This window comes from Providencia sp. R33, assembly GCF_019343475.1.
GTDB lineage: Bacteria > Pseudomonadota > Gammaproteobacteria > Enterobacterales > Enterobacteriaceae > Providencia.
On the sequence record NZ_CP072453.1, the window covers coordinates 981,520 to 1,003,938 of the forward strand.

18 protein-coding genes are annotated in these 22,419 nt (G+C 43.5%); 14 read left to right on the forward strand and 4 right to left on the reverse strand.

Annotated elements, in window-relative coordinates; all coding sequences use genetic code 11:
* Nucleotides 1-64 precede the first annotated feature (64 nt).
* From nuoG to nuoN, 8 genes are read left to right on the forward strand one after another with little or no spacing between them, the layout of a single operon-like run.
* Entirely contained in the window at nucleotides 65-2,797 is a 2,733-nt protein-coding gene (gene nuoG / locus J6836_RS04545; RefSeq protein ID WP_219247212.1) for an NADH-quinone oxidoreductase subunit NuoG, read from the forward strand.
* On the forward strand, nucleotides 2,797-3,774 hold the full coding sequence (nuoH, locus tag J6836_RS04550) for an NADH-quinone oxidoreductase subunit NuoH (protein WP_206082346.1): 978 nt from the start codon (nucleotides 2,797-2,799) through the stop codon (nucleotides 3,772-3,774). Before nuoG ends, nuoH begins: the two co-directional genes overlap by 1 nt.
* 14 nt (nucleotides 3,775-3,788) lie before the next feature.
* Complete coding sequence (gene nuoI, locus J6836_RS04555; protein ID WP_004259834.1) at nucleotides 3,789-4,331, forward strand: NADH-quinone oxidoreductase subunit NuoI; 543 nt, start codon at nucleotides 3,789-3,791, stop codon at nucleotides 4,329-4,331.
* Between the two features lie 12 nt (nucleotides 4,332-4,343).
* Entirely contained in the window at nucleotides 4,344-4,880 is a 537-nt protein-coding gene (nuoJ, locus tag J6836_RS04560) for an NADH-quinone oxidoreductase subunit J (protein ID WP_219247213.1), read from the forward strand.
* Complete coding sequence (nuoK, locus tag J6836_RS04565) at nucleotides 4,877-5,179, forward strand: NADH-quinone oxidoreductase subunit NuoK (RefSeq protein ID WP_004912233.1); 303 nt, start codon at nucleotides 4,877-4,879, stop codon at nucleotides 5,177-5,179. Before nuoJ ends, nuoK begins: the two co-directional genes overlap by 4 nt.
* Nucleotides 5,176-7,017 carry an NADH-quinone oxidoreductase subunit L gene (gene nuoL / locus J6836_RS04570; protein WP_219247215.1) on the forward strand — a complete coding sequence of 614 codons (1,842 nt, stop codon included), beginning with the start codon at nucleotides 5,176-5,178 and terminating at the stop codon, nucleotides 7,015-7,017. Before nuoK ends, nuoL begins: the two co-directional genes overlap by 4 nt.
* A 19-nt stretch (nucleotides 7,018-7,036) precedes the next feature.
* The gene (nuoM, locus tag J6836_RS04575; RefSeq protein WP_219247217.1) at nucleotides 7,037-8,557 is read left to right on the forward strand and encodes an NADH-quinone oxidoreductase subunit M; all 1,521 of its coding nucleotides are present in this window, start codon (nucleotides 7,037-7,039) and stop codon (nucleotides 8,555-8,557) included.
* A 6-nt stretch (nucleotides 8,558-8,563) separates the two neighbouring features.
* Nucleotides 8,564-10,024 (forward strand): NADH-quinone oxidoreductase subunit NuoN, encoded by a 1,461-nt coding sequence (gene nuoN / locus J6836_RS04580; RefSeq protein ID WP_219247219.1) that lies wholly within the window; start codon nucleotides 8,564-8,566, stop codon nucleotides 10,022-10,024.
* Between the two features lie 54 nt (nucleotides 10,025-10,078).
* Here the strand turns inward: nuoN and J6836_RS04585 are convergent, their stop codons facing one another.
* Both J6836_RS04585 and J6836_RS04590 read right to left on the reverse strand, forming a co-directional pair.
* Nucleotides 10,079-11,080: an alpha-xenorhabdolysin family binary toxin subunit B gene (locus J6836_RS04585; protein WP_219247221.1), complete on the reverse strand. Its 1,002-nt coding sequence runs from the start codon at nucleotides 11,078-11,080 to the stop codon at nucleotides 10,079-10,081.
* An 11-nt stretch (nucleotides 11,081-11,091) separates the two neighbouring features.
* Nucleotides 11,092-12,300: an alpha-xenorhabdolysin family binary toxin subunit A gene (locus J6836_RS04590; protein WP_219247223.1), complete on the reverse strand. Its 1,209-nt coding sequence runs from the start codon at nucleotides 12,298-12,300 to the stop codon at nucleotides 11,092-11,094.
* A gap of 767 nt (nucleotides 12,301-13,067) precedes the next feature.
* On the opposite strand from J6836_RS04590, the gene J6836_RS04595 reads away from it, so the two are divergent.
* The 6 genes from J6836_RS04595 to menE all read left to right on the forward strand — a co-directional run bounded on the left by J6836_RS04595 (nucleotide 13,068) and on the right by menE (nucleotide 20,200).
* Nucleotides 13,068-14,393, forward strand: a complete 1,326-nt coding sequence (locus J6836_RS04595) for an isochorismate synthase (RefSeq protein ID WP_255586323.1) — start codon at nucleotides 13,068-13,070, stop codon at nucleotides 14,391-14,393.
* A gap of 128 nt (nucleotides 14,394-14,521) precedes the next feature.
* Entirely contained in the window at nucleotides 14,522-16,195 is a 1,674-nt protein-coding gene (gene menD, locus J6836_RS04600; RefSeq protein ID WP_219247225.1) for a 2-succinyl-5-enolpyruvyl-6-hydroxy-3-cyclohexene-1-carboxylic-acid synthase, read from the forward strand.
* Nucleotides 16,195-16,959: a 2-succinyl-6-hydroxy-2,4-cyclohexadiene-1-carboxylate synthase gene (gene menH, locus J6836_RS04605; protein WP_219247227.1), complete on the forward strand. Its 765-nt coding sequence runs from the start codon at nucleotides 16,195-16,197 to the stop codon at nucleotides 16,957-16,959. The genes menD and menH overlap by 1 nt, the downstream gene beginning before the upstream one ends.
* A gap of 12 nt (nucleotides 16,960-16,971) precedes the next feature.
* Nucleotides 16,972-17,829 carry a 1,4-dihydroxy-2-naphthoyl-CoA synthase gene (gene menB, locus J6836_RS04610; RefSeq protein WP_219247229.1) on the forward strand — a complete coding sequence of 286 codons (858 nt, stop codon included), beginning with the start codon at nucleotides 16,972-16,974 and terminating at the stop codon, nucleotides 17,827-17,829.
* Complete coding sequence (gene menC / locus J6836_RS04615) at nucleotides 17,829-18,800, forward strand: o-succinylbenzoate synthase (RefSeq protein ID WP_219247231.1); 972 nt, start codon at nucleotides 17,829-17,831, stop codon at nucleotides 18,798-18,800. Before menB ends, menC begins: the two co-directional genes overlap by 1 nt.
* Nucleotides 18,788-20,200 (forward strand): o-succinylbenzoate--CoA ligase, encoded by a 1,413-nt coding sequence (gene menE, locus J6836_RS04620; protein WP_219247232.1) that lies wholly within the window; start codon nucleotides 18,788-18,790, stop codon nucleotides 20,198-20,200. Before menC ends, menE begins: the two co-directional genes overlap by 13 nt.
* Before the next feature lie 58 nt (nucleotides 20,201-20,258).
* Here the strand turns inward: menE and J6836_RS04625 are convergent, their stop codons facing one another.
* Both J6836_RS04625 and J6836_RS04630 read right to left on the reverse strand, forming a co-directional pair.
* Entirely contained in the window at nucleotides 20,259-20,639 is a 381-nt protein-coding gene (locus J6836_RS04625; protein WP_219247234.1) for a DUF805 domain-containing protein, read from the reverse strand.
* 122 nt (nucleotides 20,640-20,761) lie between these two features.
* Nucleotides 20,762-22,204 (reverse strand): catalase, encoded by a 1,443-nt coding sequence (locus J6836_RS04630; RefSeq protein WP_219249378.1) that lies wholly within the window; start codon nucleotides 22,202-22,204, stop codon nucleotides 20,762-20,764.
* Between the last annotated feature and the right edge of the window lie 215 nt (nucleotides 22,205-22,419).

Consider the following 22,419-nt stretch of genomic DNA (forward strand, 5'->3'; position numbering starts at 1 on the left):
ACGAGATTTTTCACGAAGAACGTATTTTTGATTAACGCCTGCTTTATGCGGGCCTTTGGGAAGCATGCTGACTATGGCTACAATATATGTAGACGGCAAAGAATATGACGTTAACGGGTCTGAAAACCTGTTACAAGCCTGTCTTTCTCTCGGGCTAGATATTCCTTATTTTTGCTGGCATCCGGCGCTGGGAAGCGTTGGCGCTTGCCGCCAGTGTGCGGTTAAGCAGTATCAGAACGCGGATGACACCCGCGGTCGCCTAGTAATGTCTTGTATGACACCGGCAACGGAAGGCACATTCATCTCTATCGATGATGAAGAAGCCAAGCAATTCCGTGAAAGTGTTGTGGAATGGCTGATGACCAACCACCCACATGACTGTCCAGTCTGTGAAGAGGGCGGTAACTGCCACCTGCAAGATATGACGGTGATGACCGGCCATAATATGCGTAAATATCGTTTTACGAAACGCACACACATTAACCAAGATCTGGGGCCTTTCATCAGTCATGAAATGAACCGTTGTATCGCGTGTTATCGCTGTGTTCGTTACTATAAAGATTACGCAGATGGTACGGACTTGGGTGTATATGGCGCACATAACTATGTGTACTTCGGTCGTACAGAAGACGGCACGCTGGAAAGTGAATTTTCCGGTAACTTAGTCGAAGTCTGCCCGACAGGGGTATTTACCGATAAAACCCACTCTGAACGCTATAACCGTAAATGGGATATGCAATTTGCGCCGGGTATCTGCCAACAGTGCAGTATCGGTTGTAATACCAGCCCGGGTGAACGTTATGGTGAAATTCGCCGTATCGAAAACCGTTATAACGGCTCGGTAAACCACTATTTCCTGTGTGACCGCGGTCGCTTTGGTTACGGCTACGTTAACCGTAAAGACCGTCCACGTCAGGCTGTCTTGAATAAAGATGGTGTTAAACAGGTTATCTCTGCAATTGAAGCAATGCAAAGCTGTGCGCAAATTATCAATCAAGCGAAAAAAGTGATTGGTATTGGTTCTCCACGTGCAAGCATTGAAAGCAACTACGCATTACGTGCATTAGTGGGCGCAGAAAACTTCTACTCAGGTATCTCTACAGGTGAGCAAAGTCGCTTAGCGCTGATGCAAAATATCCTGCAAAATGGCGGTATCTACACGCCAACACTGCGTGAAGTTGAAGGCTACGATGCGGTACTGGTTCTGGGTGAAGATTTAACTCAGACAGGTGCGCGTATGGCGCTGTCTGTTCGTCAAGCAGTGAAAGGTAAAGCACGTGAAATGGCCGCAGCACAGAAAGTTGCTGACTGGCAAATCGCGGCAATCATGAACATTGGTCAACATGCGAAATACCCGCTGTTTATTACCAACGTTGATGATACTCGCTTAGACGATGTTGCTGCCTTCAATTACCGTGCACCAGTTGCTGACCAAGCGCGTTTCGGTTTTGCTATCGCCAACATGATTAACGGTGAAGCGCCTGCGGTTAACGACTTACCTGCGGATTTGAAAGCGAAAGTGGAAACCATTGCACAAGCTCTTTCAAGCGCGAAAAAACCACTGATTATCAGCGGTAGTCACAGTGCGAGCGATGCGATGATCCAAGCTGCAGCGAACGTGGCATTTGCACTGAAAGCGAAAGGTGCGCAAGTGGGCTTATCTTACTTAGCCTCTCACGCGAACAGCTTCGGTTTAGCGATGATGAACGCACAGCCATTAGACAGCGCATTAGCTCGCATTGAAGCGAACGAAGCGGATGTGGCTATTGTTATCGAAAATGACCTTTACCGTCACAGCAGTGTGGATGCAGTCAATAGCGCATTAGCGAAATTGAGCCACCTGATTGTTGCTGATCACCAGCAGACTGACATCATGGATAAAGCAACACTTGTTCTGCCAGCGGCGAGTTTCGCTGAAGCAGACGGTACGTTGATTAACCAAGAAGGTCGCGCACAACGTTTCTTCCAAGTCTTCGACCCAACGTATTACGACAAGGCTATCGTGATGAACGAAAGCTGGCGCTGGATGCACTCGCTGCAAACAGAAGCGCAAGAACGTGATGCAGACTGGTCGCAACTTGACCATGTGATTGCTGACTGTGTGGCTGCATTACCGCAATTTGCCGGTATTGTGGATTCAGCACCGAAAGCGTCATTCCGTATCCGCGGACAAAAATTAGCGCGTGAACCACATCGTTACAGTGGTCGTACAGCAATGCTGGCGAACCAATCTGTGCATGAGCCACGTCAACCGCAAGATATTGACTCTCCATTTGCTTTCTCAATGGAAGGGAACAACAGCCCAACCGCACCACGCCAGCAAATTCCATTTGCATGGGCACCGGGTTGGAACTCACCTCAAGCGTGGAATAAATTCCAAGCGGAAGTCGGTGGCCATTTATTATTTGGTGACCCGGGTGTGCGTTTGTTCAATTCAACAGAAAGTAAACTGGGTTACTTCACTGATATTCCAGCAGCTTACCAAGCAGCGGACGCTCAGTGGGTGGTGGCGCCGTATTACCATCTGTTCGGCAGTGATGAAATGTCACAGCGTTCAGAGGTGATTCAACAGCGCATGCCTGAACCCTATATCATGCTGAACACGCAAGATGCTGCAGCACTTGGCTTGGCAGCAGGGACAAAAGCTGAATTTAGCCATGCAGGCCAAGGGTTCAACTTGACTGTACGTCTCAGCAATAACCTGTCGGCAGGTCAAATTGGCTTACCATTAGGGATGCCGGGTATTGCACCTTCAATGGCTGGCGTGTCAGTCAATAATCTGCGGAGGGGAGCATGATGGATTGGATTTCTCCTGAAGTGATGGAAGTATTAATTTCCATCCTCAAATCTGTCGTCATTTTATTGGTTGTTGTGACTTGTGGGGCATACATGAGTCTGGGAGAGCGCCGTATTCTCGGTCTATTCCAGAATCGTTATGGTCCAAACCGCGTTGGTCCATTTGGGATGGGCCAGTTAATCGCCGACATGTTCAAAATGCTGTTTAAAGAAGACTGGATCCCACAGTTTGCGGACAAGAAAATCTTTACGCTTGCGCCAGTTATCGCATTTTGTTCATTGTTCCTTGCATTCGCCATCGTGCCTGTCAGCCCGACTTGGCACGTAGCAGACTTAAACATCGGGATTTTATTCTTCCTGATGATGGCAGGTCTGGCGGTGTATGCGGTGCTGTTCGCAGGTTGGTCAAGTAACAACAAATATTCATTATTAGGGGCGATGCGTGCTTCGGCACAAACCGTCAGTTACGAAGTGTTCTTAGGCTTGTCTTTAATGGGCGTGGTCGCACAAGCGGGTTCATTCAACCTGATTGATATTGTGAACTCCCAAGAAGGCATGTGGAACATTATTCCTCAATTCTTTGGCTTTTTGACCTTTGCGATTGCGGGCGTTGCGGTATGTCACCGTCACCCGTTTGACCAACCAGAAGCAGAACAAGAGATTGCGGATGGTTACCACGTTGAATACTCAGGGATGAAGTTCGGTCTGTTCTTCGTCGGTGAGTACATCGGTATCGTAACGGTTTCTGCCCTGATTGTGACGCTGTTCTTTGGTGGCTGGCATGGCCCGTTCCTGCCGTCATTCTTGTGGTTTGCTATCAAAACTGGCTTCTTCATGATGATGTTCATCTTGATCCGTGCCTCTTTACCGCGTCCACGTTATGACCAAGTGATGTCTTTCGGTTGGAAAATTTGCCTGCCATTGACACTGCTTAATCTGCTGGGTACTGCAGCAGTGATTTTATACAACGCTCAGTAAGGGGTGATTGAACCATGACATTGAAAGAGTTATTGGTCGGTTTCGCCACCCAAGTACGTAGTATTTGGATGGTCGGCCTACATGCGTTCGATAAACGCGAAACGCAAATGTATCCAGAAGAGCCGGTTTATCTGCCACCCCGTTACCGTGGTCGTATCGTGCTAACGCGCGATCCAGACGGTGAAGAGCGTTGTGTTGCGTGTAACTTATGTGCGGTTGCTTGCCCAGTGGGTTGTATCTCACTGCAAAAAGCCGAGCACGAAGATGGACGCTGGTATCCGGAATTTTTCCGCGTTAACTTCTCGCGCTGCATTTTCTGTGGTCTGTGTGAAGAGGCTTGCCCAACCACGGCAATCCAATTAACACCTGACTTTGAAATGGCCGACTGGCGACGTCAGGATCTGGTTTACGAGAAAAATGACCTGTTGATTTCAGGTCCAGGTAAATATCCTGATTATAACTTTTACCGTAAATCGGGTATGGCGATTGCAGGTAAAGACAAAGGTGAAGCGGATAACGAAGCGAAACCGATTAACGTCAAAGACCTGTTGCCATAAGGAGCGATATTCATGGAATTTACATTTTATATCGCCGGTCTGGTTGCAATACTTGCAACTTTGAGGGTGATAACTAATACCAACCCGGTGCATGCACTGTTGTATCTGGTTGTTTCTCTGCTGGCACTGTCAATGGTGTTCTTCTCACTCGGCGCGTATTTCGCGGGTGCGTTAGAAATCATCGTTTACGCAGGCGCCATCATGGTCTTGTTCGTGTTTGTCGTCATGATGCTGAACCTAGGCCGCTCTGTGCAAGAACAAGAGCGCGCTTGGTTAACACCGAAAAACTGGATTGGTCCTGCGGCATTATCTGCCGTGTTATTGGCTATCTTAGTTTACGGCATCACGTCTTTATCTTTCGAGAAAGGCATTGATGGCACAGTGATTGGGGCGAAAGAAGTCGGTATCAGCTTGTTCGGGCCATATGTTCTGGCTGTTGAACTTGCTTCATTGCTGTTATTGGCAGGTATCGTCGTCGCATTCCACGTTGGACGTGACCGTAAAGAAAACGGTGCTGACCTTGTTAGCATTGCGGAGGAGCAAAAATGATACCTCTAGAACATGGTCTGATTTTAGCGGCAATTTTATTTGTGATGGGGCTTAGCTGCCTTGTTATCCGCCGCAACTTGCTTTTCATGTTGATCGGACTGGAAATCATGATTAACTCAACTGCACTGGCATTTGTCGTCGCAGGGAGTTTTTGGGGGCAACCAGACGGCCAGATTATGTATATCTTGGCAATCGCTCTGGCTGCAGCGGAGGCGAGTATTGGATTGGCGTTGTTACTGCAACTCCATCGTCATCGTCAGAACCTGAATATTGATAAAGTCAGTGAGATGCGCGGATGAACCTACTCTATTTAACTATTCTGTTGCCTTTACTGGGGTCGGTGTTATTAGCCTTCTCCCGTGGACGCTGGTCAGAAAACGTTTCGGCCATTATTGGTGCGGGGTCGGTCGGCTTAGCTGCCCTCGTCGCATTCTATGCTGGTAACGAATTTTTAGCTCAACCCGACGCTGGCGTGTTTGTTCAGCCACTTTGGACTTGGATGTCTGTCGGCACCTTTAATATCCCATTCACCTTGATGTTAGATGGTCTGTCACTGACCATGTTAGGTGTGGTAACGGGTGTGGGCTTCCTTATTCACGTATATGCTTCTTGGTACATGCGTGGCGAGGAAGGTTACTCACGTTTCTTCGCTTACACCAACCTGTTTATCGCGAGCATGGTGGTTTTAGTCCTCGCCGATAACATGATGCTGATGTATCTCGGTTGGGAAGGGGTAGGGCTGTGCAGTTACTTGCTGATTGGTTTCTATTATACCAATCCAGACAACGGTAAAGCCGCGATGAAAGCGTTCTTTGTAACGCGCATCGGTGACGTATTCCTTGCTATCGGTATGTTTATTCTTTGGAATGAACTGGGCACTCTGAATTTCAGCGAAATGGCGGTGTTAGCACCTCAAAAATTTGCTGAAGGTTCAAGCGCAATCAACTGGGCGACCTTGATGTTATTAGGTGGTGCAGTCGGTAAATCTGCACAGCTACCATTACAAACATGGTTAGCCGACGCGATGGCGGGTCCAACACCAGTTTCTGCACTGATCCACGCCGCAACCATGGTTACCGCAGGCGTTTACTTAATCGCACGTACCCATGTTCTGTTCCTGTTAGCGCCTGAAGTATTACACTTAGTTGGCGTTGTGGGTGCAGTAACATTAGTACTGGCAGGTTTTGCCGCTGTTGTACAAACGGATATCAAACGTGTCCTCGCTTACTCCACCATGAGCCAAATTGGTTATATGTTCTTGGCGCTAGGTGTTCAGGCTTGGGACGCGGCGATTTTCCACCTAATGACACACGCCTTCTTTAAAGCGTTGTTGTTCCTGTCAGCAGGTTCGGTGATCCTCGCTTGCCACCACGAACAAAACATCTTCAAAATGGGCGGGCTGCGTAAGCAAATCCCATTCATTTACGCTGTGATGTTAATCGGCGGAAGCGCACTGGCAGCATTGCCACTGTTTACCGCAGGTTTCTACAGTAAAGATGCAATTTTGTGGGGCGCGCAGCTTGATGGACAAACTGTGTTGTTATGGGCAGGTATCCTCGGTGCATTAATGACCGCAATTTATACCTTCCGTATGATTTTCATCGTGTTCCACGGTGAAGCAAAAATCAAAGCGCATAAGGTTAAAGGCATCACTCACACATTGCCACTTGGCATTCTGGCTATCCTTGCAACGTTTGTTGGTGCTTTAATTCACCAACCATTAGAAGGGGTATTCCCAGCGGAAGCCGCAGGAAGTGAAGACGGTAAAGTCTTACTTGAAGCGATTTCAGGCGGGTTTGCAATCGCAGGTCTGTTGATTGCTGCATTCCTCTATCTATTTAGACGTTCCATTGTTGATGCTATCGCGAAAACGGCGGTTGGTCGCTTCTTCAGTGCGTGGTGGTACCAAGCATGGGGATTTGACTGGCTGTATGACGTCGTCTTTGTGAAACCGTTTAAAGGGATTGCATGGCTACTGGAAAGCGATCCGATTAACTCACTAATGAATATTCCTGCGCGCTTATCAAGCTTAGCGAACAAAGGACTTTCTGTGAGTCAAAACGGCCAGATCCGTTGGTATGTTGCCTCATTGGGGCTGGGTGCAGTGCTGATTCTTGCTCTGCTGCTTTTGGTTTAATTAAGGGACACATTGCGCCATGCTACTACCCTGGCTAATACTTATTCCCTTCATCGGTGGCCTGCTGAGCTGGCAGGCTGACCGGTTCAGTCACCGCGCTCCACGCTGGATTGCGCTGGCGACGATGGGATTAACACTTATTCTTTCCGTGCAACTGTGGTTACAAGGGAGCTACTCTCTGGCTAATCCACAAGGCATTCCACTGTGGCAATCTGAGTTTTTAATGCCGTGGATCCCTGCACTGGGAATTAACATTCACTTAGCGATTGATGGTTTATCACTGTTGATGGTCGTTCTGACCTCTATCATGGGTGCGTTCTCGATTCTGAGCTCATGGAGTGAAAACCAAAAGAACCAAGGTGCATATCACTTTAACCTTCTGTGGATTATCACAGGGGTGATGGGGATTTTCACCGCGGTTGACCTGTTCTTATTCTTCTTCTTCTGGGAGATGATGCTGATCCCGATGTACTTCCTGATTGCAAATTGGGGACACAAAGGTTCAGAAAACAGACAACACGTTAATGCCGCGACCAAGTTCTTTATCTATACGCAGGCAAGTGGTTTGATTATGTTAGTGTCCATCATCGGATTGGCACTGGCACATTTCAACTCAACCGGTATCTTAACATTTGATTACGACCAGTTATTAGGCACGCAAATGTCTAGCAGCGTCGCATTCATGTTGATGTTAGGGTTCTTCATTGCCTTCGCTGTTAAAATGCCATTGGTGCCATTCCATGGTTGGATGGCAGATACCCAAGAGCAATCGCCAACCGCAGGTTCGGTGGATATCTCCGGTATTATGCTAAAAACCGCGGCTTATGGCCTACTACGTTTTACATTGCCGTTGTTCCCAGAAGCCTCTATTCAGTTCACGCCAGTGGCGATGACACTGGGTGTGATCAGTATCTTCTACGGCGCATGGTTGGCATTCAAACAAACAGACATTAAACGTCTGGCGGCTTACAGTAGCTTATCCCATATGGGGTTTGTGACCGTGGCGATTTATGCAAGTTCAGTGTTAGCGTACCAAGGTGCTGTGATCCAAATGATCACTAACGGCTTGTCAGGTGCGGCGCTGATTATCATCAGTGGCCAGCTGTACGAACGTACACAAACGCGTGATATGCGCATGATGGGTGGATTGTGGAAACGCATTAAATGGTTACCAGGAATGTCCCTGTTCTTTGCTGCGGCAACGTTAGGTATGCCGGGGACAGGTAACTTCATTGGTGAATTCATGATCCTATTCGGTAGCTTCAGCCAATTCACATTAGTGACCTGCATTATGGTATTTGGTGTAGTGTTTGCGTCTATCTACTCACTGTGGATGATGCAACAGACTTATTACGGTACACCAAAATCAGAAAAAGAAATGAAAGGGTTAACGGCGCGTGAATTCGGTGTGCTACTGGCTCTGGCTGCTTTACTGGTTATTATCGGTTTCTATCCACAACCAATTCTAGATACATCAGTTGGTTCAATGGAAACATTGCATAACCTGTATTCTGCTTCACTAACAACATTAGGGCTGTAATTCGCCATGACAATAACTCCTCAAGAACTGATCGCAATACTACCACTGATGATCGTCGGATTGACGGCGGTGGTTGTGATGCTGTCCATTGCGTGGCGACGCGATCACCTGACTAGTGCCGCACTGACAGTATCGGGTTTTATCATTGCGTTGCTTTCTCTCATTTGGGTAGCCGATGGCTACCTGATGGATGTGACTTCGCTTATCCGTGTTGATGGCTTTGCACTGTTCTACAGTGCACTTGTCCTGATCGCAGGTATTGGTACCAGCATCTTTGCTTACCATTGGCTGGAAGGCTTTGGTGACAACAGAGACGAATTTCATCTGTTAGTGGCGATTGCCGTAGCAGGTGGTGTGCTGTTATCCATGTCAAACCACATGGCGTCAATGTTTATCGGTATCGAACTGATTTCATTACCTCTGTTTGGTTTAGTGGCCTATACCTTCGAACGCAGCCGTACCTTAGAAGCTGGGATCAAATACATGCTGTTATCCGCAGCAGCGTCTTCGTTCCTGTTATTTGGTATTGCATTGTTGTATGCAGAATCAGGTAGCTTAAGCTTCGCTTCAGTGGGCCAAAGCCTGTCTGACAACCAAATCCATGCACCATTAGTAATGATTGGCTTTGGTATGTTAATTGTCGGTTTTGGTTTCAAACTGTCTCTGTTCCCATTCCAACTGTGGACACCGGACGTATACCAAGGCGCGCCAGCACCCGTTTCTGCGTTCTTAGCAACGGGCAGTAAAATTGCTATTTTCGCCGTATTAGTGCGTATCTTTATGGAAGCGCCAATTACCAGCAGCGACACACTAGCAATTGTCATTTCAGTGATTGCGATAGCGTCTATTTTGTTTGGTAACTTACTGGCTATTACGCAGAAAAGTGCAAAACGTTTACTGGGTTACTCTTCTATCTCCCATATGGGTTATCTGTTAGTGGCACTTGTTGCCCTGCGTGTTGACCCTGTTGCTTCACAAGTGACGATTGCAATTTATTTAGTCGGTTACTTGTTCGCAAGTTTGGGTGCATTTGGTGTGATCAGTATCGTTTCGAGCCCTTACCGTGGTGATGACCAAGACGATTTCAGCGCATTCCGTGGGTTGTTCTGGCATAAACCCGTTCTCGCTACAGTGATGACGGTTGCGTTGTTATCCTTAGCGGGTATCCCAATTACATTAGGGTTTATTGGTAAATTCTATGTGATTGTTTCCGCAGTAAATGCAGAACTGTGGTGGTTAACAGGTGCTGTGGTGGTAGGTAGTGCGATTGGTTTGTACTATTACCTGCGCTTTATGGCAAGCCTATACAGCCGTGATGCAGAACATGCTGAGCGTTATACTGGCCCTGAAAAAGCAACGTTGGGTACGGTTTTTGCGGCTATCTGTGCAATTGCAGCCATAGTCTTCGGTGTTTGGCCACAACCGCTTATTGATATGTCGGCATTAGCCGTGGCAATCGTTGGTTAATGAATATCGTATAAGTAATATGAAGCCGGTTACTGTAAAGTAACCGGTTTTTTTTTAATCGGGTAATTGGCGTTGACATTGGTATTCCACATCATTCAAATAGGTCATCAGCATTTTGCTTGCGGTGTTGATTTGCACAAAGTTAAGAGTTTGCTCGGACATCTTTTCACTAATATATTGGCACCATGATTCCCAGTAATTTTTGAGTAACCCAACTTGATGAATAATGGTCTGCTTATGGAAATCGATAGCAGTGATTTCATTGGAGAGAGACATCAGTTGTGTGAGCCTAAAAATATTTGTATCAAGGGTATTCAGCTCTTCTTTGTGTTCAATAATTTGATCACTTAAATACAATCGAACATCGACTAATTTTGTAAATTCAAGACCATCATCTACCATCGTCATCAGGTTTCTAATATAACTAATCGCTGATTTTAAAATTTCTTTTTTATTAGGCGGAATGTCTAAAGAATCAATTATCTCCTTCCCTTGAAAATATTTATCAAAAAAATCAGTCAGTTTTGAACGTAATACAATATCTTCAGCAGCAGTAATAATAGAGTAATTTTGATGTAAATCATTTATTTTTGCTTGCATACTATGCTTGGCGGTCAAAAGAATTTCTTTTTGATTTGTGTATTGAGATAGTTTTAACTTATTGGGTTCATTGAGATGAAATACCAGTAATGACTCATTTGTGTAGCGAATTTTTGAAATTAATTTCTCGAGCTCTAATTTTGTATCCCTTAAATCATCAATAAAACTTGATGTCAGGAATTGATTTTTTATATCTGAATAATCATCATTACTCGGATTTATATCCTTTAATTCATTGTTCATTATGTAATTCAGTTTTATGCGTAATATTGGAATTGAATTTCTAATTAGCTCATTTAGCCGTTCCGTTTTTATTGCAATTTTTTGAATGCGACCATAAATAATATAATCATAATTCATGATGTTTTTATTGAATGAGACAATATTGTTTGAAATACATCTTAATTGATAAATATCAATAGGGGGTAACATGGGTAGGTCAAGGTTGTCATGCATATTAATGCCTTTTATTGAGATGATGTGTTATTTATTTGTAGCTCATCAAATAATTTAATTAAATGAACTGAGTAGTCTTGAATTGAACTCCAAGACAGAATAATTCGTTTGAACTGGGCAATAAATTGTATTAGTTTTTCTGCATTATTTATTCGTTGAAAAATATCTATGGATTGTTTTATTTCAGTCAAAATAACTAGCCACATATAGTCAAGGTGGTCAATCGCTAATCGAGCATCTTTAAACAAACTTTCAATTTTATGTAAGTTAAGTTGAATATCGAAAATGGTTTTTTGAATTAATTTTTCATTGTTAATCTTGATGTTTAGTTCGGCAATTTCTTTTAATAACTCATTTTTTTTGGTTCTTATTGCATCAGCTTTAGGCCCAAAAATACTACTGGTGATGACTAGGCCAATGATTCCCCCTGTTAATCCAGTGAAACATAGTTTGATAAAATGGGAGTACTCTTGCTCTAACTGCACAATATCTTGTTTTTTAAACTCAATCATTTCTTTCAAAAAGGATTCGGAGCTGTCACGATTGACGGGTTCGAGTTGCTGATAAAGACCTTTGATATTAAACAGTAAGGATTCAACGTGTTCAAAGTTTGAAAGATATCCACCTGTAATATAAGCCCTAAAATCTGATACTGTATTTTTGATTTTTATTGTTTTTATCGATTGCTGTTTTATATCGTTCTTAATTAAATTTAAAATGCTAACAAGCTCAGTAGCAATTTGTTGATCATCATTTTGATAGATAATTTTATCTAAATCACTTTCGGTTAAATCATCTAAGCTATCGGATATTTTTTGTAAAATCGGCATATGGTTAATGTATTCAATGATCTGGTTACCTGTTTGCATAATATTTCGGCTGGTCAGAGATAGATTAACCGATTGTTCTTTCACTTGTTGTTCTACATTGTCCCAACTGTGTGCATGGGTTCGAATATCCATGATCGCACTAGTTAAATCATTGAGACTAATAGGAAGTTCTGTTGACTCATTAATACCAAACCATTTTAAAATGTCCATTTCTCGTAAGGGTAGTGAAAGCGCGAAACGAACATGTTTATGAATGTTGAGCAAATCATCTAAGGTGAAAATACCTGCTGAACGTGCAGACAGGGTATCTTGATTAGTTAACAATGCTAATGTTGCATTTCCTATATTTTCTTTTTCAATAATTCGGTCGTAACTTTCTTGAGTATGCATTATGAATTCCAACTTTATTAAGTTAATGAGTAATGAAGTCTTAACTTGATTCATTATTTGGATGCGTATGTATAGCAGGTATCGAGATTACTTCTGTTCACTGGAAATTAACTGTCGGTAAACGATAAAGTGAGTGCTTTATATTGAGTAACCTACTCGAAACTGATGAAAGGGGTTGATACTAAAAAATGAAAATCATCGCTAAAAAATAACTCAATGTGTGTATCACAATAGTAAAAATTCACATTTATAAAATTGGCTTAATTAATAGAAAGACAAACTTTATAAAGCTAAGTTTTATGAATTGAAGGCAAATGGCCTAAAAATATCTTAGTTCTAAGATAGCGCATCACACTACTCGTGCTCAGTTTATATTAAAATAAGTTTCATAATGAAAAGAAATATGGGGGGTGGAAGGTGAGTGTATTTCGTACTCATTAATGCGCCCCAACCGTTTAATCGCTGATATCTATGATGCAAAGCAGTTGATTGGCTAATAAATTGGTCACGTAATGCCAAGAACAGTGATAAAGCCACAAAATATCAATTAATTAAATGAATATGTCATTATATAATTGATAGAATAAACTATACTAGGCGCAAGAAGAACATCACATTCCAGCCTTAGCCGGTTGTTATGAATCAGCAAAAACAGTACTTGCGGGAGAATAGCTATAGAGACAATGATTCATCAATGTATTAATGCGTTTCATTGCGCTATATAATCTTTGATGTCAATCGATGTGCTGTGGCAGTAGGGATCTAAAGTGATAAATAAAAAAATTGATAAAGTAATAGCTGAAATTCTGGATCATTTGTCTACATTGGCACTGGAAAACAAAGAATATACACGACTTGTTTGGCAATTTGATGAACAAACGGCTTTTCCTGGCTTAGCTTGGCTATCTTCACAGACTTGCTACCCGCAATTTTATTGGTATCAACGTACCGGTGCAGAAGAATGTAGTGCGCTGGGGCGCGTTAAGTCCTTTTATTCTATCGAAGATGCTGAATATTTCTTATCCCAATATCCACAGATACCCGATGTGCGTTTATGGGGGTTGAATGGTTGGAATGCGGCTGGGGATGGGCTGACAAATGAAGAAAAACAACAAGCAACATATTGTTTTCTTCCACGTTTAGAAATTCACCGATTGCGCTCAACCATCAATGTGAGTCTAAATATTGATGGGCAAGCGGATATTCAAGCTGCAATTGAATTTCTCTCGCAGCTGACAACGGCATCTGATGTACCGCTAACGCTTTCTGCTTCGATCACTGAGCAAAAACATATTCCTTGCCATGATGAATGGTGCCGTTTATTAAATGGCGCTATTCGTGATATGAAGATGGGCAAAATGGAGAAAGTGGTGATGGCGCGGGAAACGCAATTATCCCTTTCACAAGCGATATCAGTTGCTGAGTTTTTATCTGCAAGCCAACAAGTCAATCATCATTGCTATCACTTTATGATGGCATTTGATAAACACACAGGGTTCATTTCATCAACACCTGAGCGCTTATACTTGCGACAAGGCGAGCAACTTAATTCTGAGGCTCTCGCAGGTACAGTGGCCAATGATCCTGATGATATTATTGCTGCTGAATACGCCAAATGGCTGATGGAAGATAAAAAAAATCAGCATGAAAATTTAGTGGTGGTGGATGATATTTGCCAGCAATTGCAGGGCGCTGTTACGGGGATTGATGTTTCCTCAGCAAAAGTTATTCGCTTAAGAAAGATACAACATTTATATCGTTCAATTGTAGCAACTCTGATTACCCCTTCTGACAGCGATTGCTTGCAACGTCTTCAGCCAACTGCGGCAGTTTGTGGTTTACCAAGAAAAATAGCACGGCAATTTCTTGCAAAAAATGAGCCTTTTTCTCGGGGATGGTATGCGGGTACTGGCGGGTTTATTAGCTTGAATAAAAGCGAGTTTGCCGTTTCTTTGCGCTGTGCTCAAATTAATGGTTCGCAAGTTTCACTATACTCAGGCGCTGGCATCGTGAGAGATTCAGACCCGCAACAAGAGTGGGAAGAAATTGAAAATAAAGCAGCGGGTTTAAAATCGTTGTTTGGTAATGGCTAAAAACCTTAAAATAAAAATGGTTATTTTCTTTTTATTTTCAATTAGTTCACTAAAAATTGTTCTGAGATCAAGAAAATTTTTTCTATCAGTCTAAACTGATTGATAATTAATAATTTGCTGAGCATATTATGTCGAATTCTGCATTTAATATCCGTTGGGCTGAAGTGATCATTGAAGCATTGAGCCGTCACGGAATGAAACACATCTGTATAGCGCCGGGCTCTCGTTCTACGCCACTAACGCTGGCCGCAATTAGCAACGCAAAATTACACAGCCATACTCATTTTGATGAACGCGGTCTAGGACACCTTGCTTTAGGCCTCGCTAAGGCAAGTGGCGAACCAGTTGGTGTAATTGTTACCTCAGGCACTGCTGTGGCTAATTTGTATCCATCATTAATTGAAGCAGGATTAACGGGGGAAAAAGTTGTTTTTCTTACCGCCGATAGACCCCCTGAGTTGATTGATTGTGGAGCAAACCAAGCAATTCGCCAAACGCATATTTTTGCATCACATCCTGCCCAGTCATTAATGTTACCACGCCCAACGGGAGATATTTCAGCCAAATGGCTGGCGACAGCGGTGGATAACGGCATGAATCAACTTCATCATGGCGCTTTTCATATTAATTGCCCGTTTGCAGAGCCTCTTTACGGTGAGAGCGAAGGGGAGTATGAATGGCAGCAAACATTAGGTGATTGGTGGAATTCGAATCATCCATGGTTAAGTGAACCATTAACACACACTGTTGCTCTTGTGGCGGATTGGTATTTTTGGCGGCAAAAAAAAGGTGTTGTTATCGCGGGACGCATGAGTGCGTCAGAGGGTGAACTTGTTGCAGCGTGGGCTCAAGAGCTGGGTTGGCCAGTATTGGGTGATGTGTTATCTCAAACGGGGCAACCGTATCCATGTAGTGATTTATGGCTACAAAATCCAAGTGCTCAAGCCATATTGCAGGATGTTGAATTAGTCGTGCAATTTGGCTCAAGTATCACAGGTAAACGGTTACTGCAATGGCAAGCTAATTGCCAACCAAAAGAATACTGGATTGTGGACCCGATACCACAACGCTTAGACCCTGCGAATCATATGGGGCGTAAGCTGACATGCTCAATCAAAGGCTGGCTTGAAAATCACCCAGCACAACCTCGTAGCTTGTGGTGTGGATCATTATTAGAACTTGCTGAAAAAACCCAAAAATATGTTGAAAAACAATTAATAGGCCAATTTTCTGAAGCCGCAGTTGCACATCAGCTCCCTGAGTTACTTCCCCCTCGTGGGCAATTATTTGTTGGTAATAGCTTAATCGTACGTTTGATTGATTCATTCGCACAGTTACCAGTGAGTTACCCAGTTTATAGTAATCGTGGAGCCAGTGGTATTGATGGGCTCATTTCTACATTGGCTGGTGTACAACGTGCAACAGCGAGACCCACGTTGGGGATCGTGGGGGATATTTCTGCGTTGTACGATTTAAACAGCCTTGCTCTATTACGCGAACCCTCTGCTCCGACCATTTTGGTTATCGTAAACAATAATGGTGGGCAAATATTCTCCATGCTGCCAACGCCTGATGATGCGAGACAAAACTATTATTGTATGCCGCAGAATGTCAGCTTTGAACCTGCTGCAAAAATGTTTGGACTGCAATACAGCGCCCCGACAGATTGGGATGGCTTAAAAAATACTGTTCAACAATTTTGGCATAATCAAAATGGCACACTTGTTGTTGAACTGTTTGTTGAGGGTGATGAAGGTGCACGTACATTAAAACAGTTACTTAGCGTTGCAGCGGAGCTCTGATGTTAGCTGCAACACTACACAACCCAGAAAAATCAGGCCCTTGTCTCGTTTGGCTTCATGGGTTGCTGGGCAGTGCGGATGATTGGCTTTCTGTGATTGAGCAGTTTAATGATTACCGATCATTAGCCGTTAATTTACCTGGACACGGTGGTTCGCAGGAAGAAACGTGCCAAGGTTTTGAACACTTTAATGAACAATTGAATGCTCTTTTGCAATATCATCAAATTGATGAATATTACTTAATAGGTTATTCATTAGGTGCTCGTCTTGCCATGCACTTTGCCTGCTTTTACCAGCCAAAAGGGCTGTTAGGGTTGGTCATTGAAGGCGGAAATGTTGGGTTGGATGACTCGCAGGCAAGACGCGAACGTGAAAAGAATGACAATGCATGGGCACAGCGTTTTCGTGCAGAGCCCATGAGCAAGGTATTAAATGACTGGTACCAACAAACTGTTTTTGCAGATTTATCATCGGATCAGCGAAATAAATTGATTGAATTGCGCCAAGAAAATAATCCGCAAGGTATTGCGGATATGTTAGAGAGCACCTCGTTATCTCAGCAACCGTTTTTAGTACCCAATTTGCACCAACTGATTTGCCCATACCACTATTTTTGTGGGGAGCGAGATCAAAAGTTTCGAAGCGTTTCGCAACAATATACATTGCCATTAACGCTGATTGAAAATGCAGGGCATAATGCACATCGGGAAAATCCGGTAGGTTATGCTGCTGCACTTCACCATTTTTTATCACACTGTGGTTAAAGGAATTTGAGAATGATTTATCCAAGCGAAGAAAAACTGTACGCACCGATTGAATGGCAAGATTACTCTGAAGGGTTTGATGATATCCTGTATCACAAATCCCCTGAAGGGATCGCGAAAATTACCATTAACCGCCCGCAAGTGCGTAATGCGTTTCGTCCTCAAACGGTTAAAGAGATGATCCAAGCCTTATCAGACGCACGTTATGATGACCACATTGGTACCATCATATTAACAGGTGAAGGTGAAAAAGCCTTCTGCGCAGGTGGTGACCAAAAAATTCGTGGTGACTACGGCGGGTACCGTGATGAAAGCGGCACTCACCACTTAAACGTTTTGGATTTTCAACGTCAAATTCGTACCTGTCCAAAACCTGTTGTTGCAATGGTTGCGGGTTTTGCCATTGGTGGCGGCCATGTTTTACATATGATGTGTGATTTAACCATTGCGGCAGATAACGCGATTTTTGGTCAAACAGGGCCAAAAGTGGGTTCTTTTGACGGCGGCTGGGGCGCATCATACATGGCACGTATCGTGGGTCAGAAAAAAGCGCGTGAAATCTGGTTCCTATGCCGTCAATATGATGCAAAAGAAGCGCTAGATATGGGACTGGTTAATACTGTTGTTCCTTACGCTGAATTGGAAAAAGAAACAGTTCGTTGGTGTCGCGAAATGTTAGAAAACAGCCCAATGGCGTTACGTTGCTTGAAAGCAGCATTGAATGCGGACTGCGATGGTCAAGCGGGCCTACAAGAATTGGCGGGTAATGCGACGATGCTGTTTTACATGACCGATGAAGGTCAGGAAGGTCGTAACGCTTTCAATGAGAAACGTGCACCAGACTTCTCTAAATATAAGCGTAATCCGTAATGCGTAAAGCCAAGATTTATTCGTTCAGCCTGCCGATGGAGGCAGGCGTTATTCTTCGTTATCAACGCCTCAAAACACGTGATGGGCTTTTGGTGTGCTTGCAAGATGGAGATAACGAAGGTTGGGGGGAAATTTCACCTCTACCTGAATTCAGTCGTGAGACATTGGAAGAAGCAACCGCTGAAACCATTGTTTGTCTGAATGAATGGGTGAAAGAAGGCAAAATTTCTGATAGTCAACTTCCTTCCGTGGCATTCGGGTGTAGCTGTGCACTGGCTGAGTTAACTGGCGAGTTACCCAAAGAAGCCGATTATCGCAAAGCACCACTGTGTAGTGGTGATCCTGATGATTTAATCTTAAGTCTCGATACGATGGAAGGTGAGAAAGTGGCGAAAGTCAAAGTGGGGCTGTATGAAGCCGTACGTGATGGGATGGTGGCAAATCTATTGCTAGAAGCCGTTCCTGAACTCAAGCTTCGCCTTGATGCGAATCGCAGTTGGACACGTGCAAAAGCGGACGGTTTTGCTAAATATGTTAACCCTGACTACCGTGATCGTATCGCATTCTTAGAAGAACCGTGCAAAACCCGCGAAGAGTCCCTGCAATTTGCTGCTGATACGGGTATCAATATTGCATGGGATGAAAGTGTGCGTGAAGAGGGCTTCAAAGTTGAAGCTCAAGCTGGGGTTGCCGCGATAGTGATTAAACCAACACTTACGGGGAGTTTAGCTTATTGCCGCTCTTTAGTTGAAGAAGCTCATCGCCTTGGCTTACAAGCGGTGATTAGCTCTTCTATTGAAAGCAGTTTTGGCTTAACTCAGCTAGCTCGCGTTGCGCATTGGTTAACACCTAATACAATTCCAGGTCTTGATACAGTTTCTTTAATTCAATCACAGTTAATCCGTCCTTGGCCACAGTGCGAGATTTCATTACAACAGTTAGAGGATTTAACCGTTGTATGGCAGAGTTAACGCCGTTTGATGATTGGCCTTGGCAGCACTGGGCCAATCATCAACCTGATTCAATCGCCTTATATTCGAATGGTGAAAACCTAACGTGGGCCTCGCTTAACCAACAGGTTAAGGACCTTGTCACTTATTTTTCAATGCAAGGAGTGACGGGGGGGCAGTGTGTTGTACTTCGAGGGAAAAACTCGGTTGAGTTATTACTTAGTCAACTTGCCCTTATTGCTTGCGGTGCAAGGGTTTTACCTCTGAACCCTAGCATCCCTGAACGAACGCTCAGCGAATTACTACTCCATCTTGATATTAGCTCAGTGATTGATTTTACGGATGATACTGAGCTGCTTGCTAATTACCGAAACCTCGATTATCAATTGTACTATCACTTTATTGGTGAGGATGACTTTCAACCTGCTAATTTTCAGGCACAAGTGACACAACCTGCTACGCTGATATTAACGTCGGGGTCAACAGGTTTACCGAAAGCCGCAGTTCACAGTGTTGAGGCTCATCTAAATAGTGCTGATGGCGTCGTGAATGTGATGAATTATCAACAGGGCGATTGCTGGTTACTTTCTTTACCTCTTTTTCATGTTTCTGGGCAAGGCATCGTTTGGCGTTGGTTATTTAAAGGCGGGGCGCTTGCACTCAAAAATCAGCCATTAGCTGAAGCTTTGCAAGGGGTAACGCACGCTTCATTGGTGCCAACGCAATTATGGCGTTTGCTTAATAGCGAAACGGATGCTCAACTTTCACTTAAAGAAGTGTTATTAGGTGGTGCCTCAATCCCTGTTTCATTAACGGATTTAGCGCAGAGCAGGGGGGTAACATGCTGGAGTGGTTATGGAATGACTGAAATGGCTTCGACGGTGTGTGCTAAACGAGCAGACGGTAAACGCGGTGTAGGCCTGCCGTTAAAGGGAAAACAAGTTCGCATTGTCGCTGATGAAATTCAAGTTCAGTCGACAAGTCAGGCTCTAGGCTATTGGTTTGAGGGTAAAATTAAGCCTTTAAATTGTATTGATGGCTGGTTTAAAACGAATGATAAAGGCGTATTTATTGATGGTGAATATCAAATATTAGGCCGCCTCGATAATCTCTTTATTAGTGGTGGGGAGTGCGTTCAACCCGAAGATATTGAAGCAGTCATTAATTCTCACCCTAATGTATCGCAAAGTTTTATTATCCCTATTGATGATATCGAGTTTGGTCAGCGCCCTGTGGCCGTGGTGGAGTGCGACTCAGATCTGCTTCTCAGTGACTTATCCGTTTGGTTAAAAGGCAAACTCGCTCCTTATCAATATCCGAAAAACTTTTATCAGTTAGATCCTAGCTTGAAGAACGGGGGAATTAAAGTGTCTCGCCAGCAAGTGAAAAATTGGGTTTTAACAAACCAATTGATGGAATAAAAATAGACATTGCATTGTATCAAGCCGCTTAAGCGGCTTGATAAGCGAGCCTATCGAATTAGGCTTTTGGGTTTGGTCCAAATCGATTATTGCCTTGAGTGCTATCAAGAAGCGTAAAGACAAATAAGACAACTCCACCGAAAGGGATAAAGGAAATCAAATACCACCAACCCGATTTATCCGTGTCGTGTAAACGTCGTACGGTAACGGCTATACTCGGAACAATAATTCCTAAGCTATAGATTACTAATATAACAGACGCAATAGAGCCGATACTACCAATTTCACCTGTATAGTTATCCATTGAAATACTGATTAATATAATCAATGCGAAAAAGACAATCGCGTTGAATAACGTAAACATCCAATACTCTTTACGCCTAGCTCGCCCTTCAAAATTCGCATAATTATTTTTTAAAACATCCAAATACCAGTTCACTTTGATTTTCCTTAACCTAAATTTAAAGTGGGGGAGTATATCGATTGAATTAGTGAATGTAAATATAGAAGGGTTTAGGGAACAAGATACGACGGGTAGATTACCCGTCGCGGTATATTTTCTTATTTCTTTAATTCATTTAACGCTTTTTCAACACCTGCGCCGTATTCTGGGTGAACTTGTTTGAATAGGGCAATTTGGCGTACTTGTGTGGCTTCCGTTGCATCAATTAGTTCACCAGCAATACGTTTAAACATACGTTGGTGTTCGGCATCATCTAACAATTCATATAATGCGCGTGGTTGGCTGAAATAGTCTTGGTCTTCACGGTGATCCCAATGGTCAGCAGCACCTTCAATAGATAATGGTGGTTCACTAAAATCAGGTTGTTCTTGGAACAAACCTGCTTCATTTGGCTCATAAGTCACATGATTACCGCTATTGCCATCAACACGCATTGCACCATCACGGTGGTAATTGTGGAATGGGCAACGAGGCGCGTTTACTGGAATTTGGTGATGGTTGACACCAAGGCGATAGCGGTGTGCATCACCGTAAGAGAACAGACGCCCTTGCAGCATTCTGTCTGGTGAAAAACCAATACCTGGGACAACATTAGCAGGGCTAAATGCCGCTTGCTCAACATCAGCAAAATAATTATCTGGGTTACGGTTTAGTTCAAAATATCCCACATCGATTAATGGATAATCTTTGTGTGGCCAAACCTTAGTTAGGTCGAATGGGTTATAAGGTACGCTTGACGCTTCTTTTTCAGGCATGATCTGAACTTGTAAATTCCAGCGAGGGAAGTCCCCTTTTTCAATTGATTCAAATAGATCACGCTGAGAACTTTCTCTGTCCTTACCGACTAATTGCTCTGCTTGTTCATCAGAAAGGTTTTCAATACCTTGTTGGCAACGGAAGTGGAATTTTACCCAGAAACGTTCATTATTGGCGTTAATAAAGCTATAAGTATGGCTGCCAAAACCGTGCATGTGACGATAGCTTTGTGGGATACCACGGTCACTGGCATCGATGGTTAATTGGTGCAAAGACTCAGGTAATTGGGAGAAAAATGCCCATTTGTGTTCCATTGTACGCAGATTAGAGCGAGGGTCCCGTTTGACAACGTGGTTTAAATCAGGGAATTTTAATGGATCACGGAAATAAAACACGGGGGTATTGTTACCTACCATGTCCCAGTTGCCTTCATCAGTGTAAAACTTGAGTGCGAAACCACGAATATCACGCTCAGCATCTGCAGCACCACGCTCACCTGCTACAGTCGAAAAGCGGGCAAACATCTCTGTTTTTTTACCGACTTCAGAGAAAATTTTTGCGCGGGTATAAGGGGTAATATCGTGGGTAACAGTAAATGTTCCAAATGCACCAGAACCTTTTGCATGCATACGTCTTTCAGGGATCACTTCACGGTCAAAATGGGCTAATTTTTCTAAGAACCAGACATCTTGTAACAACATTGGGCCGCGTTTACCTGCGGTCATGACATTATTATTATTGGCGACGGGAGCGCCAGAGGCAGTCGTAAGGCCTTTTTTCTTCATCACAATGCTCCTGATTTTGAATTTAATGACTACATAAACCTAACTAAAAAGTAATAATTTTGTAATAAAACAAAAATATCACTACAATAAGCTTGTAATTCAGTATAGTAATTATGGATATGATTATCTAATTAATATAACCAATCACTGTGATTGAATGTGAGATAAGTGGGATTTCTTAAAAAGTAGATTAAATATATTAAAGCTACTTAATT

What these genes read in the sequence shown, in the direction of transcription:
- nuoG (WP_219247212.1), top strand. Translation starts at nt 65, where the DNA reads ATGCTGACTATGGCTACAATATATGTAGACGGCAAAGAATATGACGTT.
- nuoH (WP_206082346.1), top strand. Translation starts at nt 2,797, where the DNA reads ATGGATTGGATTTCTCCTGAAGTGATGGAAGTATTAATTTCCATCCTC.
- nuoI (WP_004259834.1), top strand. Translation starts at nt 3,789, where the DNA reads ATGACATTGAAAGAGTTATTGGTCGGTTTCGCCACCCAAGTACGTAGT.
- nuoJ (WP_219247213.1), top strand. Translation starts at nt 4,344, where the DNA reads ATGGAATTTACATTTTATATCGCCGGTCTGGTTGCAATACTTGCAACT.
- nuoK (WP_004912233.1), top strand. Translation starts at nt 4,877, where the DNA reads ATGATACCTCTAGAACATGGTCTGATTTTAGCGGCAATTTTATTTGTG.
- nuoL (WP_219247215.1), top strand. Translation starts at nt 5,176, where the DNA reads ATGAACCTACTCTATTTAACTATTCTGTTGCCTTTACTGGGGTCGGTG.
- nuoM (WP_219247217.1), top strand. Translation starts at nt 7,037, where the DNA reads ATGCTACTACCCTGGCTAATACTTATTCCCTTCATCGGTGGCCTGCTG.
- nuoN (WP_219247219.1), top strand. Translation starts at nt 8,564, where the DNA reads ATGACAATAACTCCTCAAGAACTGATCGCAATACTACCACTGATGATC.
- J6836_RS04585 (WP_219247221.1), bottom strand. Translation starts at nt 11,080, where the DNA reads ATGCATGACAACCTTGACCTACCCATGTTACCCCCTATTGATATTTAT.
- J6836_RS04590 (WP_219247223.1), bottom strand. Translation starts at nt 12,300, where the DNA reads ATGCATACTCAAGAAAGTTACGACCGAATTATTGAAAAAGAAAATATA.
- menD (WP_219247225.1), top strand. Translation starts at nt 14,522, where the DNA reads ATGTCGAATTCTGCATTTAATATCCGTTGGGCTGAAGTGATCATTGAA.
- menH (WP_219247227.1), top strand. Translation starts at nt 16,195, where the DNA reads ATGTTAGCTGCAACACTACACAACCCAGAAAAATCAGGCCCTTGTCTC.
- menB (WP_219247229.1), top strand. Translation starts at nt 16,972, where the DNA reads ATGATTTATCCAAGCGAAGAAAAACTGTACGCACCGATTGAATGGCAA.
- menC (WP_219247231.1), top strand. Translation starts at nt 17,829, where the DNA reads ATGCGTAAAGCCAAGATTTATTCGTTCAGCCTGCCGATGGAGGCAGGC.
- menE (WP_219247232.1), top strand. Translation starts at nt 18,788, where the DNA reads ATGGCAGAGTTAACGCCGTTTGATGATTGGCCTTGGCAGCACTGGGCC.
- J6836_RS04630 (WP_219249378.1), bottom strand. Translation starts at nt 22,204, where the DNA reads ATGAAGAAAAAAGGCCTTACGACTGCCTCTGGCGCTCCCGTCGCCAAT.